We start from the raw sequence: 16,317 nt of genomic DNA on the forward strand, positions 1-16,317 counted from the left end.
GACTCATGAGCGTGCCGGACCGTCGGGCCCTGATCGTCCGGGGAGGATGGCCAGGCCACTCCCCCGAGGAGAGCACCGACCTCTTCCTCCCCTTCCTCGAGGAGTCAGGATTCGACGTCGACGTCGAGTCCTCGCTCGAGGTCTACGCCGACGCCGGGTACATGGCGGGCGTCGACCTGATCGTCCAGTCCTGGACCATGGGCGAGATCCTGCCCGACGAGATGCGCGGGCTGCGCGACGCCGTGACCAACGGTGCCGGTCTCGCCGGCTGGCACGGCGGGATCATCGACTCGTTCCGCATGGCCACGGACTACCTGCAGATGCTCGGTGGGCAGTTCGCCGCGCACCCCGGCGACCTGGTCGAGCACACCGTGGAGGTCCTGCCCGAGCACACGGACCACCCGCTCGTGGCCGGCCTGGGCCCGTTCCACCTGAACTCCGAGCAGTACTGGGTGCTCGCGGACTCGCTCAACGAGGTCCTCGCGACCACGACGATCCAGCCCACGGCCGACTCGCCGTGGCGCGCGCCCGTGGTGTCGCCGTCGATCTGGACCCGGCAGTGGGGCGCGGGCAAGATCTTCGTGTGCGCACCGGGTCACCAGCTCTCGGACCTCGAGAGCTCCGACCTGCGCACCGTGATCGAGCGCGGCCTCCTGTGGGCCAGCCGGTGAGGCACCACCGCTCCTGAGCGGCACCGTCGCGAACGGTCGGCACCCCTTCCGGGCTGCCGACCGTTCGTGCGTCCGGCCCGACGCCGGAGCGTCCCCCGGGCGTGCGGGTACGCCCGGGGGTGCCGCGCGGGCGGCGACTACCAGGCGCGCGCGACCGCGGTGTGCAGCTCGAGCAAGGGCGCGGTGCGCTCGCTCGGGCCACGCCCGAACCCGCACTCGGTCCCGACCCCGACCTCGCCCTCACCCAGGACCTGCGCCGCGGCCGCGAGGCGGCGCAGCGCGCCCTCCTCGCCGTCCTCGTGGTGGACGACGCCCAGGTAGAGCTCGGTGGTCGGCTCGATCGCGAGGTCGGCGAGCGGCGCGACGTACTCGACGTCGTCGCGCTCGATCGGCACGGGCAGGTGGAACCAGTCGATCTTGCGGGTCACTGTCGTGGCGAGGCCGTTCGCGACCTCGACGAGCCGGCGCGCGTCGGCCGGCTCGACGAAGTGCTTCTCGGCCACGTCGCCGTAGCAGAGGTGGAACCCGAGCTCGACGCCCGCGGGGACCGCGGAGGCCACCCGGGCCGCGCGCGCGACGCAGCCGGCGAGCACCTCGTCGGAGTCGACCGCGAACCACGCCTGCGCGGGTCCGGCCCCGAGGTTCGCGCCCTCGATCAGCGCGAACTCGCTCGCGAGGTCGAGCTGGATCGCGAGGTCCTCGGCGGGGACGGTCGCGACGATCGCCTCGATCTCGCGCAGCATCGCGGCCTCGTAGGCCGTGTGGACGGCCGCACGGGCGTCGGGCACGGCGAACGCCACCACGGGGGCGAGCGGCGTGGGCAGGCAGACCTGGAAGCGGGTCCCGGCCGGGATGACCCCCTCGGCGCGCAGCCGCACGAAGTCCGCGTACGACGACGACGCGGCCGCCGCGTAGCCCAGCTCGCCGAAGGTCAGGTCCCCCGGGGCGACCGAGCCGTCGAGCACGTGCGGGCGCACGTCGAACCCGGCGACGACCACCGGGTCGATCGGGAGGCGCGCCAGACCGGGCACGGCTTCGAAGCGTGAGCCCTGGAACAGGATCCAGTGGAACCTCTCGCCGACCTCGCCGTCGGGGATCCGCCGGAGGTGGGTGCCCGCGTGCGCGGCGACGGTGCGGAACGTGTCCTCGGCGGTGGGGAGGTTCACGGAGCCCACGAGGTGGGCGCCACGCACGAGCGTCGAGGTGTCGGCGGGCGCGACGAGGTCAGGGATCAGGTCCTGGGTCATGCTCGCCATGGTAGGCGCGGGCGCCGATCGGGCGGTGGGTCGTTCATCCCTCGGGCCTGCTCGTGTGGCAGCATCACGCGGATGACCGTGCCGTCGCCCTTCAGCGGGCTGCTCGCCTATCCGATCACGCCCGTGGGACCGGGCTCGGGCGCCCCCGACCTGGAGGCGCTGGCCGGCCTGGTCGCGAGCACGGTCCGCGCGGGGGTCGACGGCGTCACGGTCCTCGCGTCGTCGGGCGCGGGCACGTCGTTCTGCCACGAGGAGCGCGCCGCGGTCGTGGGCACGGCCGTCCGCGCGGCGCGCGATGCCGGGCCCGGCCGCTCCGGGGCCCGGGTACCGGTGCACGTCGCGGTCGCGGCGCCGGCCACGACGGAGGTCGTGCGGAACGCGGTGGCCGCGCAGGCAGGCGGCGCCGACGGCCTCGTGCTCACGCCCTTCTCGTACGTCCCGCTGGTCGACGACGAGGTCGTGGCCCTGTTCGAGGCCGTGGCCGCCGAGACGGACCTGCCCCTGTGCTTCTACAACCGGCCCGCGCAGAGCGGGTACGACGCGACCCCGGAGGTCCTGGCTCACCTGGCACGCCAAGCCCGGCTCCTGGGCCTCAAGGACCCCGCCGGGAGGGCGGGCGTGGGCGCTCGCCTGTCCGCCGTCCGAGGCGCGGTCGACGACGACGCGTTCGCCGTCGGGCTGAGCGGTGACCTCGCGATGATCGAAGGGGCCTTCACGACCCTGCCGTCGAGCGACGCCTGGCACACCGGGGTGGCCGCCCTCGTGCCCGCCGAGTACGTCCGGTTGCACCGGGCGCACGTCGACGGCCGGCCCCTCGACGCCGTGCTGGAACGGTCCTGGCTCCTGGCACTGGCCCGCGAGCTCGGGCAGCTGCGCCCCGTCGCGGGGCTCCACGCGCTCGCCGAGCTGCTCGGCGTGCCGGCCGGCCCGCCGCGAGGTCCGGTCCTCGCGACACCGCCCGAGCAGGCTGCGGGTCTGCGGTCCGTGCTGGCACGCCGACCGGCTGCGGCGGCAGGGGCCGCGGGGCCGGAGGCCGCGGGGTCAGGGGCGCCGGGGTCGGGGGCCGGGAAGCCCGGTCGCGCGAGGTAGAGGTCTCGTGTCGAGGGAGAGGCCCAGAGACCTCTTCCTCGACAGGAGACATCTATCTCGGCGTACGCGTCCGACGGCTTCGCGTCGTCGGCTGATGTCTGTGGCTTCCAGCCCGACGTCGTGGCCGCCGGTCGGTCGTCGGGACCGTCAGCTGCTCGCCGGTGCCACCGGTCGGTCGTCGGGGCCCTCTGCGCCGTCGAGCTCGATCGGCACGTCTGCCTCGTCGGCCGGCACGTCACCGACCGCCGCGGGCCCACCCGCGAGGAGCGCCACGAACCCGGCCTCGTCGAGGATCCGCAGGCCCAGGTCGCGGGCCTTGGTCTCCTTGGACCCCGCGTTCTCGCCCACGACGACGTAGTCGGTCTTCTTGGACACCGAGCCCGAGGCCTTGCCGCCCGCCGCGAGGATCGCCTCCTTGGCGCCGTCGCGCGAGAAGCCCTCGAGCCCGCCCGTGACCACGACGGTCAGCCCGGTCAACGGACCGGCTGCGGACTCGACCGAGCCAGGACCGGGGTGGCCGGGGATGGCCATCTGCACACCCGCGGCCGTCCACTCCTCGACGATCTCGCGGTGCCAGTCGACCTCGAACCAGGCGAGGAGCTGGTCGGCGATGACGGGCCCGACGCCCTCGACCGCCGCGAGCTCGTCACGGCCCGACGCACGGATCGCGTCGAGCGAGCCGAACCAGTCCGCGAGCGCCCGCGCGGCGACCGGTCCGACGTGCCGGACGTTGAGGCTCACGAGGATGCGCCACAGGTCCTTGGTCTTGGCGCGTTCGAGCTCGGCGACCAAGGTCTCGGCCGTGGTCGAGGGCCCGTACACGGGGAAGTCCTTGCGGACGCCTGCGGCGCGGCGCTCGGCGGGCGTCGCGTCCTCGTACCCGGGCGGGTAGGTGCGGCTCACGACCTTCTGGAACGGGCGGGCCACCTTGGCGCTCACCACGGATCCGTCGGACATGGTGACGTCGGCGGCCTCGCTCTTGCCGTCGCTCGGTCGGGGCAGCCCGGTCTCCGGGTCGCGCACGACGACCCGGATCGGCGCGAGCTGTTCGACGGTGAGGGAGAACAGGCCGGCCTCGGTCGGCAGCGGAGGCTCGGCCGGCTCGAGCGGCCGGGTCAGCGCCGCGGCCGTGACCTCGCCCAGCGCGTCGATGTCGAGCCCGCCGCGCGACCCGATGTGCTCGACGCGACCCTGGACCTGCGCGGCGCACGAGCGGGTGTTGGTGCAGCGCAGGTCGACGTCGCCCTCCTTGAGCGGGCGCAGCGGCGCGCCGCACACGGGGCACTCGGTCGGCATGACGAACTCCGTACGCTGCACGCCGTCCTCGCGCAGCGCGACGACCGGACCGAGGATCTCCGGGATGACGTCCCCCGCCTTGCGCAGCACCACGACGTCGCCGATCAGCACTCCCTTGGCCCGCACGACGTCCTGGTTGTGGAGCGTCGCCTGGCGCACGGTGCTGCCCGCGACGAGCACCGGCTCCATGACGGCGTACGGCGTTGCCCGCCCGGTCCGGCCGACGCCGACCTGGATGGCGAGCAGGCGCGTGTTGACCTCCTCGGGAGGGTACTTGTAGGCGATGGCCCACCGCGGTGCGCGGCTCGTCGCACCGAGGCGGCGCTGGAGCGCGAGCTCGTCGACCTTGACCACGATCCCGTCGAGCTCGTGCTCGATGCTGTGCCGGTGCTCGCCGTAGTAGGCGATCATGTCCTGCACGCCCGCGAGCCCGTCGACCACGCGGTTGTGGGGCGAGACCGGGACGCCCCACCGCTCGAACAGGGCGTAGGCGTCCGACTGGCGCTCGAGCTCGGCGTGCTCGCCCTCGTCCCACTGCAGCGCTCCGACGCCGTGCGCGTACATGCGCAGGTTGCGGCTCGCCGTGACGGCCGGGTCCTTCTGCCGGAGCGAGCCTGCCGCGGTGTTGCGCGGGTTGGCGTAGGGAGCCTGGCCGGCCGCGACGAGCGCCTCGTTGAGGGCCGCGAAGTCCTCGACGCCCAGGAAGACCTCGCCGCGGACCTCGATCACCGCCGGGTGCGTGGCCGGGTCTCCCGCGAGCTGCTGCGGGATGCTCGTGATGGTGCGGACGTTGGCCGTGACGTCCTCGCCCGTGCGCCCGTCGCCTCGCGTCGCGGCCCGCACGAGGCGCCCCCGCTCGTACAGCAGCGCGATCGCGAGGCCGTCGATCTTGACCTCGCACAGGTACTCGACGGGGGCCTCGGGCGGGACGCCCAGGTCACGGTGCACGCGCGCGGCCCACGCGGCGAGGTCCTCCGCGGAGAAGGCGTTGTCGAGCGAGAGCATGCGTTCGAGGTGCTCGACCGTCGCGAAGCCCGTCGCGGCCCGTCCGCCGACACGCTGCGTGGGCGACTCCGGGGTCTGGAGCGCGGGGTGCGCCGCCTCGAGCGCCTCGAGCTCGCGCATGCGCGCGTCGTACTCGGCGTCCGACGACACGGGCGCGTCGGCCTCGTAGTAGGCCCGCTGGTCGGCCTCGACCAGGGCCACGAGCTCGGCCCAGCGCCGTTGGGCGGCGGCTTCGTCGAGGGCCGGGGCGGCGTCGGCGGCGAGGGGCTCGAGGAGGTGCGAGGAGGCGTCGTTCACGTGCCCATCATCGCGTGCTCCACCCACACCCGCGCGGTCCACCGGCTCGCCCTGCCCCGACGCAGAGCAGCGCCCCGCGCTGGAGGACGCGGGGCGCTGCGTGCGGGTCCGGGACGAAAGGGGGAACCCCGGACCCTCGGTGAGTGGCGCCACCCGGCAGGACGCGCCACCCGACCCTGACCCGTACCGCTCGGGTCGTCGGTCGGGCTACCGGCGTCCGGGCTGCTCCCCGGACGCCGGTGCCCAGATCATTCCGAGGTCTCGGCGGCCGCGGCGAGCGCGAGCGCCTCCTCGGTGGCCTTGCGCTCGGCACGGACCTCTTCACGGCTCGTGCCGTAGTAGGCCGCGACCATGATGTCCTTCATGTCCTCGAGCATCGGCAGCCGCGGGTTGGCCGGGGCGCACTGGTCCTCGTAGGCCCGCATCGCCAGGGCGTCGAGGCCTCCGATGAACTCGCGCTCCGAGACACCCTGCTCCTTGAACGAGCGCTCGATCCCGACCTTGGCCCGCAGCTCCTCGACGGCCCGGGCGTACGACTCGACGGCCTGCTCGGGCGTCGAGGCCGGCAGCCCCAGGTGCTTGGCGATCTGCTGGTAGCGCTCGTGCGCGATGTACTTCTCGGCCTTGGGCCAGCCCGTGACCTTGGTCGGGATCTGCCCGTTGTAGCGGATCGCGTGCGGCAGGAAGATCGCGTTGGTGCGACCGTGGACCAGCCCGAACGACGAGCCGACCGTGTGGGCCATCGCGTGCACGATCCCGAGGAACGCGCTGCCGAACGCCATGCCGGCGATCGTGGCCGCGTTGTGCATCTTCTCGCGGGCCTCGGGGGCGTCGGCCCCCTGCGTGACCGAGGCCTCGATGTGCTCGAAGACCAGCTTGATCGCGTGCAGCGCCAGGCCGTCGGTGAAGTCGTTCGCGTAGACCGACACGTAGGCCTCGGTCGCGTGCGTCAGGGCGTCGAAGCCCGAGTCGGCCGCGAGCTTGGCGGGCATCGTCGCGGTCAGGACCGGGTCGATGATCGCGACCGACGGGGTCAGCGCGTAGTCGGCCAGAGGGTACTTGTACCCGGTCGCGTGGTCCGTGATGACCGCGAACGGCGTGACCTCCGAGCCCGTGCCCGACGAGGTCGGGATGCAGACCAGCTTGGCGAGGTCACCCAGGGTGGGGAACTTGAACGCGCGCTTGCGGACGTCGAAGAACTTCTCGCGCAGGTCCGAGAACGCCATCTCCGGGTGCTCGTACTTGAGCCACATGACCTTGGCGGCGTCCATGGGCGACCCGCCGCCGATCGCGACGATCGTGTCGGGCTTGAAGTCGCGCATCATCTCCGCGCCCTTCTCGACCGTCTCGACGCTCGGCTCGGGCTCGACCTGGTCCATGATCTGGATCGAGACCTTGTTGGGACGGCGGCCCAGGACGTCGAGGACCTTGTCGACGATCCCGATCTGGCTCATGACCTTGTCCGTGACGATGGTGACGCGCTCGACGTCGGGCATCTGGGCCAGGTACTGGATCGAGTTCGGCTCGAAGTACGTCTTCGGCGGGATCTTGAACCACTGCATGTTGTTGTTCCGGCGTCCGATCCGCTTGACGTTGATGAGGTTGACCGCCGACACGTTGTTCGACACCGAGTTGTGCCCGTACGAGCCGCACCCGAGGGTCAGCGACGGGATCAGCGCGTTGTAGATGTCGCCGATGCCGCCGAGCGCCGACGGCTGGTTCCACAGGATGCGCACGGCCTTGACGCGCTGGCCGAACTCCTCGGCGATGTCCTTGTCCTCGGTGTGGATCGCCCCCGAGTGGCCCAGGCCGTCGAACTCGACCATCTGCTCGGCGAGCGAGATGCCGTGGTCGGTCGACTGGGCGCGCAGCACCGCGAGGACCGGGCTGAGCTTCTCGCGCGTCAGCGGCTCGGCGGGGCCGACCTCGGCGCACTCGGCCAGGATGATCGACGTGCCGTCCGGGACGGTGAAGCCCGCCTGCTCGGCGATCCACTGGGGGCTCTTGCCCACGATCGAGGCGTTGAGCTTGGCGCCCGCGCAGTTCGCGCCGCCGGCCTCGACGCCGAAGATGAACCGCTCGAGCTTGGCCTTCTCCTCGGGGCTCGCGAGGTAGGCGTGCATGTGGGCGAACTCGGCCAGGGCCTCGTCGTAGATCTCGGTGTCGAGGATGACGGCCTGCTCCGAGGCGCACACCATGCCGTTGTCGAAGCCCTTGGACAGGACGACGTCGTTGACCGCGCGGCCGAGCTTGGCGGTCTTCTCGATGTAGGCCGGGACGTTGCCCGCGCCGACGCCGAGGGCCGGCTTGCCCGCCGAGTAGGCGGCGCGGACCATCGCGTTGCCGCCGGTGGCGAGGATGAGCGAGACGCCGTCGTGGTTCATGAGGGCCGAGGTGGCCTCGAGCGAGGGCTGCTCGACCCACTGGATGCAGTCCACGGGGGCACCCTCGGCGACCGCGGCGTCACGCACGATGCGGGCTGCGGCGACCGAGCACTGCTGGGCGCTGGGGTGGAAGGCGAAGATGATGGGGTTGCGTGTCTTGAGCGCGATGAGCGCCTTGAAGATCGCGGTCGAGGTCGGGTTGGTCACCGGGGTGATGCCGGCGACCACGCCGACCGGCTCGGCGATCTCGACGATGCCCGTGAGCTCGTCACGGCCGATCACGCCGACCGTCTTGAGGTTGGCCATCGAGTTCGGCACGTGCTCGCACGCGAAGATGTTCTTGGTGGCCTTGTCCTCGAAGACTCCGCGCCCGGTCTCGGAGACCGCGAGCTGCGCGAGGCGACCGTGCTCGTGGAGGGCCGCGACCGACGCCTTCTTCACGATGCGGTCGATGTCCTCCTGGGTGAAGGCGTCGTACTGCTTGAGCGCCTTGAGACCGCGGTCGACGAGCGCGTCGATCTCGGTGACTCCTACGGGGGCCTTGCTCGTGCTGCTCACGTTGCTCCTCCAGTGACCCGAGCGGCCGGGTCTGCGTGGTGTCTTTCCCTTGCTTGTGAATACTTTCACAAGGTACGGATAGATGCAAGAGCCGCTCCAGGATGTGGCACGGGCCACAGGGGGTCGCCCTCTTCCGGGGCGGCCGGGCCGAGACTCCCCGTCCGCCAGGTCGCCTAGGGTGTTTGCATGAGTGCTGAGAACGCCGTGACCGACACGCCCACCGCACAGCCGACCACGCCGCACGACCCGTACCTGTGGCTCGAGGAGGTCGACGGCCGCGAGGCCATGACCTGGGTCCAGGGCCGCAACGCGGAGACCGCGGCGACCATCGAGGCCACCCCTGAGTTCACCGCGACCGAGCAGGCGATCCGCGAGGTCCTCGACTCCGACGACAAGATCCCCGACGTCTCCCGGATCGGCGAGCACTACTACAACTTCTGGCGCGACGCGCAGCACGAGCGCGGCATCTGGCGCCGCACGACGCTCGACTCCTACCGCACCGACCATCCCGCGTGGGAGCTCGTGCTCGACCTCGACGCGCTGGGCGAGGCCGAGGACCAGAGCTGGGTCTGGCACGGCGCGAGCGTGCTGCGCCCCGCGCCCGGCGAGGAGTGGCGCCACGCCCTGATCGACCTGTCCCCCGGCGGCTCCGACGCCGACGTCACGCGTGAGTTCGACCTCGTGACCAAGTCGTTCGTCGCGCCCGAGGACGGCGGGTTCCTGCGCGAGGAGTCCAAGGGAGGGCTCGGCTCGATCGACGCGGACACGGTCTACGTCTACACCGACTTCGGCCCGGGCTCCATGACGCCGTCGGGATACCCGCGGATCGTCAAGCGGTGGCGCCGCGGCACCCCCGTGACCGAGGCCACCGTCGTGTACGAGGGCGAGCCCGAGGACATGTACATCATGGGCTGGCGCACGCACTCCCCCGGGTTCGAGCGCGACTTCGTGGGTCGATCGATCGCGTTCTACGACAGCGAGACCTACCTGGTCCAGGATGCCGGCACCCCCGACGAGAAGCTCGTCAAGATCGACGTCCCGCGCTCGGCGGAGGTCGGCGTCAAGCGCGAGTGGATGCTCGTCGAGCTGCGCGACGACTGGACGGTCGGCGGCGCCACGTACGTGGCGGGCTCGCTGCTCGCGACCCGCTTCGAGGACTTCCTCGCGGGGGCCCGCGGCTTCACGGTCCTGTTCGAGCCCACGCCCTCGACCTCGCTCGCCGGGGCCACCTGGACGGCGCACCACCTCGTCGTCAACGTCCTCGAGGACGTCAAGAACCGCCTGCACGTGCTGACCCCGCCGCCTCTCGCCGAGGGCCCGGACGTCCCCTGGACCCGCAGCGAGCTACCGGGCCTGCCGACCATTGGCATGGTCGTCGTGGGCGCGGTCGACTCCGAGGAGAGCGACGACGTCTGGCTCGTCACGACCGACTACCTCACGCCCTCGACGCTCTCGCTCCTGACCGTGGGTGCGGGCACCGCCCCCGAGGTCCTCAAGTCGAGCCCCGCGTTCTTCGACGCGCAGGGGCTGGTCATCGACCAGCACTTCGCGGTGTCCGACGACGGCACGCGCGTCCCGTACTTCGTCGTCGGGCGCGAGGACCTCGTCCGGCCCGCAGCAGGTGCGGACCCGACCAGCGCCGCCGAGCCCGCCGACGGCGCCCCCGCTCCGGTCGGCTCCCGCCCGGGCGCCGCACCCACGCTGCTCTACGGGTACGGCGGCTTCGAGGTCTCCCTGACCCCGGGCTACTCCGGCACGCTGGGCCGCGCCTGGCTCGTGGACGGCGGCGTCTACGTCGTCGCGAACATCCGCGGCGGCGGCGAGTACGGACCGGCCTGGCACCAGGCGGCCCTCAAGGCCAAGCGCCACAAGGCGTACGAGGACTTCGCGGCCGTCGCCCGCGACCTCGTCGCCCGCGGGATCACCACGCCCGAGCACCTGGGCATGGAGGGGCGCAGCAACGGCGGGCTCCTGGCGGGCAACATGCTCACCCAGTACCCCGAGCTCTTCGGCGCCGTGATCGTGGGTGTCCCGCTGCTCGACATGCTCCGCTACACGCACCTGCTCGCGGGGGCGTCGTGGGCCGCCGAGTACGGCGACCCCGACGACCCCGCGCAGTGGGAGTTCATCAGGACGTTCTCGCCGTACCACCTGTTCGACGCCGAGCGCGAGTACCCGCCCGTGCTCTTCACGACGTCGACCAAGGACGACCGCGTGCACCCCGGGCACGCCCGCAAGCTCGCCGCGAAGATGCTCGCGGCGGGCAAGGACGTGACGTACTACGAGAACGTCGAGGGCGGGCACGGCGGCGCGGCGAACAACGCGCAGGCCGCGCACATGGCCGCGATCCACTACCGCTTCCTGCGGGAGCAGCTCGGCTGAGACTCACCGGGACGACGTGAGGGCGGGCTCCCCGGGGAGCCCGCCCTCACGTGTGTCGACCTGGCCGGCGACCCGACGCCTCGCTGGATGCCGGGCGTGGCCGTCGAGCGCTAGGAGTGCGGCACCTGGGCCGTGATGAGCGTCCCGTCCTCGCGGCGGTTGCCGGTCAGGTCGCGCAGGCTCGGCGTGCCGTGGAGCACGGGCCCCTGGCCGTCGAGCGCGACCGTGACGCTCTCGCCCGCACCGACGTGCACGGCCCCGCCCCGCACGTGCACGTCCGCGCCGTCGCCCGTCTCGCACACGAGCTCGATCGCGTCGACCGTGACCGTCACCTTGAGCCGGGAGTCGCGCAGCGACACACGGAACGTCAGGGACTCCCACTCCTGGGGCAGACGCGGGTCGAAGCTGATGCGCCCGCAGTCGTCCCGCATGCCGCCGAACCCGAACGCGAGCGCCGACCAGGTGCCGCCCGCCGAGGCGACGTGCACGCCGTCGGCCGCGTTGGCGTGCCGGTTCTCGAGGTCGACGAGCAGCGACGACGTGAAGTACTCGAGCGCGAGCTCGTGGTACCCGACCTCGGCCGCGATGATCGACTGGACGACGCCCGACAGGGTCGAGTCGCCCGTGGTCAACGGGTCGTAGTACTCGAAGTCGGCGAGCTTCTCCTCGGGCGTGAACTCGGCTCCCTGAAGGAACAGCGCGAGCACCACGTCGGCCTGCTTGAGGACCTGGTATCGGTAGATCACGAGCGGGTGGTAGTGCAGCAGCAGCGGCCGCTTGTCCGCCGGGGTGCCCGAGAGGTCCCAGATCTCCCGCTCGAGGAAGTGCGAGTCCTGGGGGTGGATGCCCAGGTGCTCGGCGAACGGGATCGACATGTGCTTGGCGGCCCGCTCCCACTCGGCGGTCTCCTCCTCGCTCACCCCGAGCCGGATCGCCAGCGCCTGGTACTCGTGCGGCGCGTCGCGCCGCATGGTCTCGAGCGTCTCCGCGGCGACCCGCAGGTTGAAGCGGGCCATGACGTTGGTGAAGAGGTTGTCGTTGACGACCGTCGTGTACTCGTCGGGACCCGTGACCCCGTGGATGTGGAAGTAGTCGTCCCCGTTGACGCGCCAGAACCCCAGGTCGGCCCACATGCGCGCGGTCTCGACGAGGATGTCGACGCCCTCGCGCTCGAGGAAGTCGACGTCGCCCGAGGCCCGCACGTACTGCATGAGGGCATAGGTCACGTCGGCGTCGATGTGGTACTGCGCGGTGCCCGCAGCGTAGTAGGCCGAGGCCTCCTCGCCGTTGATCGTGCGCCACGGGAAGAGTGCGCCCTGCTGCGAGAGCTGCCCCGCCCGGCGCCGGGCGGCGTCGAGCATCTGGTAGCGGAAGCGCAGCGCGTTGCGCGCGTACCGCGGGCTCGTGTACGTCAGGAACGGGAGCACGTAGATCTCGGTGTCCCAGAAGTAGTGCCCGCCGTACCCCGTGCCCGTGAGCCCCTTGGCCGGCACCCCGTTGCCCTCGGCGCGGGCCGTGGCCTGCGCGAGCTGGTAGATGTTCCAGCGCACGGCCTGCTGGACCTCGGGCTGACCGGGGATCTCGACGTCCGAGCGCGCCCAGAACTCGTCGAGCCACTCACGCTGCTCGGCGTGCTGGAACGCGATGCCCTCGTCGCGCACGCGGTCGAGCGTGCGACGGCAGCGGTCGATGAGCTCGATCGCGGGCACGCCACGCGACGTGTGGTAGGCCACGGTCTTGGTCAGACGCACGGTCTTGCCCGGCTCGGCCTGGATCCGGTAGACGTGCTTGGCCAGGTCCTCGTCCACCTGGGTGCGCACGTCGTAGGTGTTCTCGGTGACCAGGTCGTCGTCCGCCGCGACCGCGAGCGTCATGCCCGAGTTGGTGCAGCGGTAGGAGAGCACGAGCCGCTGGTCGTCGCCCCACTGCGCCTGCGGCTGGAGCACGCGCTCGGTGAACTGGTTGGCCTTGCGCGGGTCGAAGCCCTGCCCCATCGCGGCCGAGGGGACGTGGTACTCGTCCTGCCCGTCCTGACGGTTGAGGATCTGCGACGAGATCGCGATGGGCGCCGGGTCGTCGAGCATGGTGACCTCGAACGTGAGCACGGCCAGGTGCCGCTCGACGAACGAGACCATGCGCTCGGACTTCACGAGCACGCGCTTGCCCGACGGCGTCCGCCACAGGAGCTCGCGGCGCAGCACGCCGTCGGCCATGTCGAGCGACCGGTCGTAGGAGATCAGGTCCGCGACGGGCAGCAGGAGCGGCTCGTCGTCGACGTAGAGGCGGATGATCTTGACGTCGGGGACGTTGACGATCGTCTGCCCGACCTCGGCGAAGCCGTAGGCCTCCTCGGCGTGGTGGATGCGCCAGGTCTCGTGGAAGCCGTTGATGAAGGTCCCCTGCGTGTGGGACTCGCGGCCCTCCTCGACGTTCCCGCGCATGCCCAGGTACCCGTTGGCGACCGAGAAGAGCGTCTCGGTGACCCCGAGGTCGTGCGACGCGTACCGGCTCTCGGTGAGCTTCCACGGGTCCGCCGGGAAGCGGCTGCGGTCGATCGTCCCGTCGAACCCGTGCTCGAACCCGCCCATCAGCGGACCCCCTCGTGTGCCGGACGGTCGAGGACCGTCGCGTCGAGCTCGCCCAGGTCGCTCACGACCAGGTCCGCGCCGTGCTCGGCCAGGGCCTCGGCACCGACCCCGCGGTCGACGCCGACGACGAGACCGAAGTCGCCCGCCGCCCCGGCCTGGACGCCCGAGATCGCGTCCTCGACCACGATCGCCGCGGTCGTGGGCACGCCCAGCAGCTCGGCCGCGTACTCGTAGGTCGCGGGCGACGGCTTGCCGTCGAGGCCGTGCGCGGCCGCGACCGTGCCGTCGACGACGACCTCGAAACGGTCCGCGATGCCGGCCGCGGCCAGGACCGACGGCGCGTTGCGCGAGGACGAGACCACGGCGACCTGCGCCCCGGCCGCCGTCACGGCGTCGAGGAAGGCGATCGAGCCGGGGTACGGGGAGATGCCCTCCTCGACGAACATGCGGTTCACGATCTCGTTCTTCTTGTTGCCCAGCGCGCACACCGTGCCCTCGCCCGGGGCGTCGTCGATCGTGCCCCGCGGCAGCCCGATCCCGCGCGAGGCGAGGAACGTCGCGACCCCGTCGAAGCGCGGCTTGCCGTCGATGTGCGCGAAGTAGTCGGCCGAGGTGTACGGCTCGACACCACGCTCGACGCACAAGGGGGCGAACAGACGCTCCCAGGCACGCATGTGCACCTCGGCAGTCGGTGTCAGGACCCCGTCGAGGTCGAAGAGGACGGCGTGCAGAGCGGGCATCGCGCTCCTTCGGGAGAGTGGACGGACGTGGGCACCGCAGATCGCGAGCGCGTGCTTCGAGCGTACGCACCGGGGGCCGTCCCGGCGAAAACGAGCGGGCACCGCGGACGTACGGCAGCCCGGCTGCCGAACCTCGCCACCGGGGGGCACGAGGTGCCCGCGCCCCCAACCCGTTCCCCTGGGGGGCCACGGCCCGCAGGCCCATGCCCTCACGAGCCCTCAGTCCTGGGCCCGCTCCGCGAGCATCTCCGCGACCCGCCCCAGGTTCCCGAGCATCGCCCGGTTCTCGTCGGTGCTCCCGAGCCGGCTCCCCGAACCCAGCCCCACTCCCCCTGCGCGAGGTGCCGCCAGGAGCGTCACGTCGTCGAGCCCCGAGGCAGGGAGCCCGATGCGGCGCCACGGGACGGTCACGAGCGACGCGAGCTCGCCGAGGTGGGGGCCCGAGCACTGCGAGACCTTCGCGGGCGGCAGACCCGCCCAGACCCCGGTGCCGCGCTCGACCGCGCGAGCGACCAGCTCCCAGCCCTTCTCGTCCCAGCCCGTGCCGCGCGCGGCGAGGTCGAGACCCACGGCGTCGGCGCCCGCGAGCACCACGGGTGCGATCCCCACCCAGGCCGGCCCCACGTGCACGACGCTGCGCGCACCCCACCCGCGCACGGCGTCCAGGACCCCGGTGAGGCCCTCGACGATGTCGGGCCCCTCGACCGCGCGCAGGCGCGAGTACCCGGAGAACGTGGGCAGCACGCCCGCGTTGATCTGCCCCAGGAGCGGTTCGGAGACCTGCACCACGAGGTCGGCACCGGGCACCTGTCGCCGGACCTCGTCGAGGTGCGCACGCAGCCCGACGGCGAGCGAGCCCGCCAGGTCGGCCGCCGCACCACGGTCGGAGAGCACGCGGTCGCCCCGCGCGAGGTAGAGCTCGGCCGCGAGCGTCCACGGCCCGACGACCGACACGGCGAGCGGCCCCGTGTACCCGTGGCCCGCGATCGCGAGCGCACCGAGGTCCTCGCGCAGGAACGCCTGCGCGCGACGCTCGTCCATGCCGGGTCGGTCGGCGAGCTTCCAGCCGTGCGGGCCGATCTCGACGGGCAGGTCCGCGAGCAGGGTCGCCGTGCGTCCTACGCCGTCGGCCCCTGGTCCCCGCTGGGGCAGGCGCGCGAGGAACGGGACCGGCGTGACCCCCGTGGGCACCTCGGCGAGGTCCCCGAAGATCATCTGCTGCGCCTCGAGCACGTCGGTGCCCTCACCGCCCGGCCACGGTCCGTGCCCGCTGACTGACGTCATGACGTGAGCTCCTTGCTGGTGTGTCGTGCTGAGAACTGCTCTGCTGATCGCGCTGCACGGCCCGTGGGGTGCGCGTCGCGGGGATCTCACCCGCGCATCACCCGCACGAACCCTTGCGGCGGCCCTCTCTCCGAGTGAAGGGTGATGAGTATGCACCACAGACCGTGACGACGCGGTGGCCGTTGGACGACCCCGCCGGACGAGCGAGGCGGACATGAGAAGCACCCACCAGGCCGGGACCGCGGCCGACGCGAACCACGAAGCCGCTGCGACCCACGAGGCCACCGCGACCAACAAGGCCACCGCGATCGCCGTGCACACCCAGGCGATACCGGGAAACCACGCACAGGCCCTGGCGGCGCTGGTCGCCGCCGACTTCCACAACCACGACCCGGCCCCCGGGTCCTCGGGCGGGCTCGAAGGGCTCGTCGCGACCATGCACTGGTTCTCGGACGCGTTCTCCGACCAGCACGTCGAGGTGCTGCACGCCGTGGCCGAGGGCGACCTGGTGGCGCTGCACGTCGCGTTCAGCGCGCGGCACACCGGCTACTTCCGGGGACTGGCCCCCACGGGCCGTCACTTCACGGTCCGCGAGATGCACATGCTGCGGTTCGTGGACGGCCGCGAGGCCGAGCACTGGGCGGTGCGCGACGACGCGTGGCTCGTGCGCGAGCTGAGCGAGCACCCCGTGGTGCCCACGAGCGCGGTCGTCGCGGCGACCCGGCCGGGCGCCGCGGTGGGGAGCAGCGTGCCCGTCACGGTCTGAG

10 protein-coding genes are annotated in these 16,317 nt (G+C 72.2%); 4 read left to right on the forward strand and 6 right to left on the reverse strand.

What is annotated here, in order from left to right:
- Positions 1-5: 5 nt before the first annotated feature.
- On the forward strand, positions 6-671 hold the full coding sequence (locus ACFWGN_RS19730; protein WP_191800564.1) for a ThuA domain-containing protein: 666 nt from the start codon (positions 6-8) through the stop codon (positions 669-671).
- Positions 672-808: 137 nt separating this feature from the next.
- Here the strand turns inward: ACFWGN_RS19730 and ACFWGN_RS19735 are convergent, their stop codons facing one another.
- Positions 809-1,918 (reverse strand): hypothetical protein, encoded by a 1,110-nt coding sequence (locus ACFWGN_RS19735; RefSeq protein ID WP_377619290.1) that lies wholly within the window; start codon positions 1,916-1,918, stop codon positions 809-811.
- A gap of 81 nt (positions 1,919-1,999) precedes the next feature.
- Here ACFWGN_RS19735 and ACFWGN_RS19740 point away from each other — a divergent pair, with 81 nt between their 5' ends.
- Complete coding sequence (locus tag ACFWGN_RS19740; protein WP_377619292.1) at positions 2,000-3,016, forward strand: dihydrodipicolinate synthase family protein; 1,017 nt, start codon at positions 2,000-2,002, stop codon at positions 3,014-3,016.
- Positions 3,017-3,163: 147 nt separating this feature from the next.
- On the opposite strand, the gene ligA is transcribed toward ACFWGN_RS19740, so the two are convergent.
- Together ligA and adhE are read right to left on the reverse strand one after the other, a co-directional pair.
- Positions 3,164-5,614 (reverse strand): NAD-dependent DNA ligase LigA, encoded by a 2,451-nt coding sequence (gene ligA, locus ACFWGN_RS19745; protein ID WP_377619294.1) that lies wholly within the window; start codon positions 5,612-5,614, stop codon positions 3,164-3,166.
- A 248-nt stretch (positions 5,615-5,862) separates the two neighbouring features.
- A complete protein-coding gene (gene adhE / locus ACFWGN_RS19750; RefSeq protein ID WP_377619296.1) occupies positions 5,863-8,556 on the reverse strand; it encodes a bifunctional acetaldehyde-CoA/alcohol dehydrogenase in 2,694 nt (897 codons plus the stop codon).
- Positions 8,557-8,742: 186 nt separating this feature from the next.
- On the opposite strand from adhE, the gene ACFWGN_RS19755 reads away from it, so the two are divergent.
- On the forward strand, positions 8,743-10,938 hold the full coding sequence (locus tag ACFWGN_RS19755; RefSeq protein WP_377619298.1) for a prolyl oligopeptidase family protein: 2,196 nt from the start codon (positions 8,743-8,745) through the stop codon (positions 10,936-10,938).
- Between the two features lie 110 nt (positions 10,939-11,048).
- On the opposite strand, the gene ACFWGN_RS19760 is transcribed toward ACFWGN_RS19755, so the two are convergent.
- From ACFWGN_RS19760 to ACFWGN_RS19770, 3 genes are all read right to left on the reverse strand, one after another.
- Positions 11,049-13,526, reverse strand: coding sequence for a glycoside hydrolase family 65 protein (locus tag ACFWGN_RS19760; protein ID WP_377619300.1), 2,478 nt, complete (start codon positions 13,524-13,526; stop codon positions 11,049-11,051).
- Positions 13,526-14,266 carry an HAD family hydrolase gene (locus ACFWGN_RS19765; protein WP_377619302.1) on the reverse strand — a complete coding sequence of 247 codons (741 nt, stop codon included), beginning with the start codon at positions 14,264-14,266 and terminating at the stop codon, positions 13,526-13,528. Before ACFWGN_RS19765 ends, ACFWGN_RS19760 begins: the two co-directional genes overlap by 1 nt.
- 219 nt (positions 14,267-14,485) lie before the next feature.
- Positions 14,486-15,550, reverse strand: a complete 1,065-nt coding sequence (locus ACFWGN_RS19770) for a hypothetical protein (RefSeq protein ID WP_191799919.1) — start codon at positions 15,548-15,550, stop codon at positions 14,486-14,488.
- A gap of 214 nt (positions 15,551-15,764) precedes the next feature.
- On the opposite strand from ACFWGN_RS19770, the gene ACFWGN_RS19775 reads away from it, so the two are divergent.
- Positions 15,765-16,316: an ester cyclase gene (locus ACFWGN_RS19775; RefSeq protein WP_191799921.1), complete on the forward strand. Its 552-nt coding sequence runs from the start codon at positions 15,765-15,767 to the stop codon at positions 16,314-16,316.
- Position 16,317: the final 1 nt, after the last annotated feature.

It is taken from the genome of Oerskovia sp. NPDC060338, from assembly GCF_042726295.1.
Taxonomy (GTDB): Bacteria; Actinomycetota; Actinomycetes; order Actinomycetales; family Cellulomonadaceae; genus Oerskovia; species Oerskovia merdavium.

What these genes read in the sequence shown, in the direction of transcription:
- ACFWGN_RS19740 (WP_377619292.1), top strand. Translation starts at nt 2,000, where the DNA reads ATGACCGTGCCGTCGCCCTTCAGCGGGCTGCTCGCCTATCCGATCACG.
- ACFWGN_RS19765 (WP_377619302.1), bottom strand. Translation starts at nt 14,266, where the DNA reads ATGCCCGCTCTGCACGCCGTCCTCTTCGACCTCGACGGGGTCCTGACA.
- ACFWGN_RS19775 (WP_191799921.1), top strand. Translation starts at nt 15,765, where the DNA reads ATGAGAAGCACCCACCAGGCCGGGACCGCGGCCGACGCGAACCACGAA.
- ACFWGN_RS19760 (WP_377619300.1), bottom strand. Translation starts at nt 13,526, where the DNA reads ATGGGCGGGTTCGAGCACGGGTTCGACGGGACGATCGACCGCAGCCGC.
- ACFWGN_RS19770 (WP_191799919.1), bottom strand. Translation starts at nt 15,550, where the DNA reads ATGACGTCAGTCAGCGGGCACGGACCGTGGCCGGGCGGTGAGGGCACC.
- ACFWGN_RS19755 (WP_377619298.1), top strand. Translation starts at nt 8,743, where the DNA reads ATGAGTGCTGAGAACGCCGTGACCGACACGCCCACCGCACAGCCGACC.
- ACFWGN_RS19730 (WP_191800564.1), top strand. Translation starts at nt 6, where the DNA reads ATGAGCGTGCCGGACCGTCGGGCCCTGATCGTCCGGGGAGGATGGCCA.
- ACFWGN_RS19735 (WP_377619290.1), bottom strand. Translation starts at nt 1,918, where the DNA reads ATGACCCAGGACCTGATCCCTGACCTCGTCGCGCCCGCCGACACCTCG.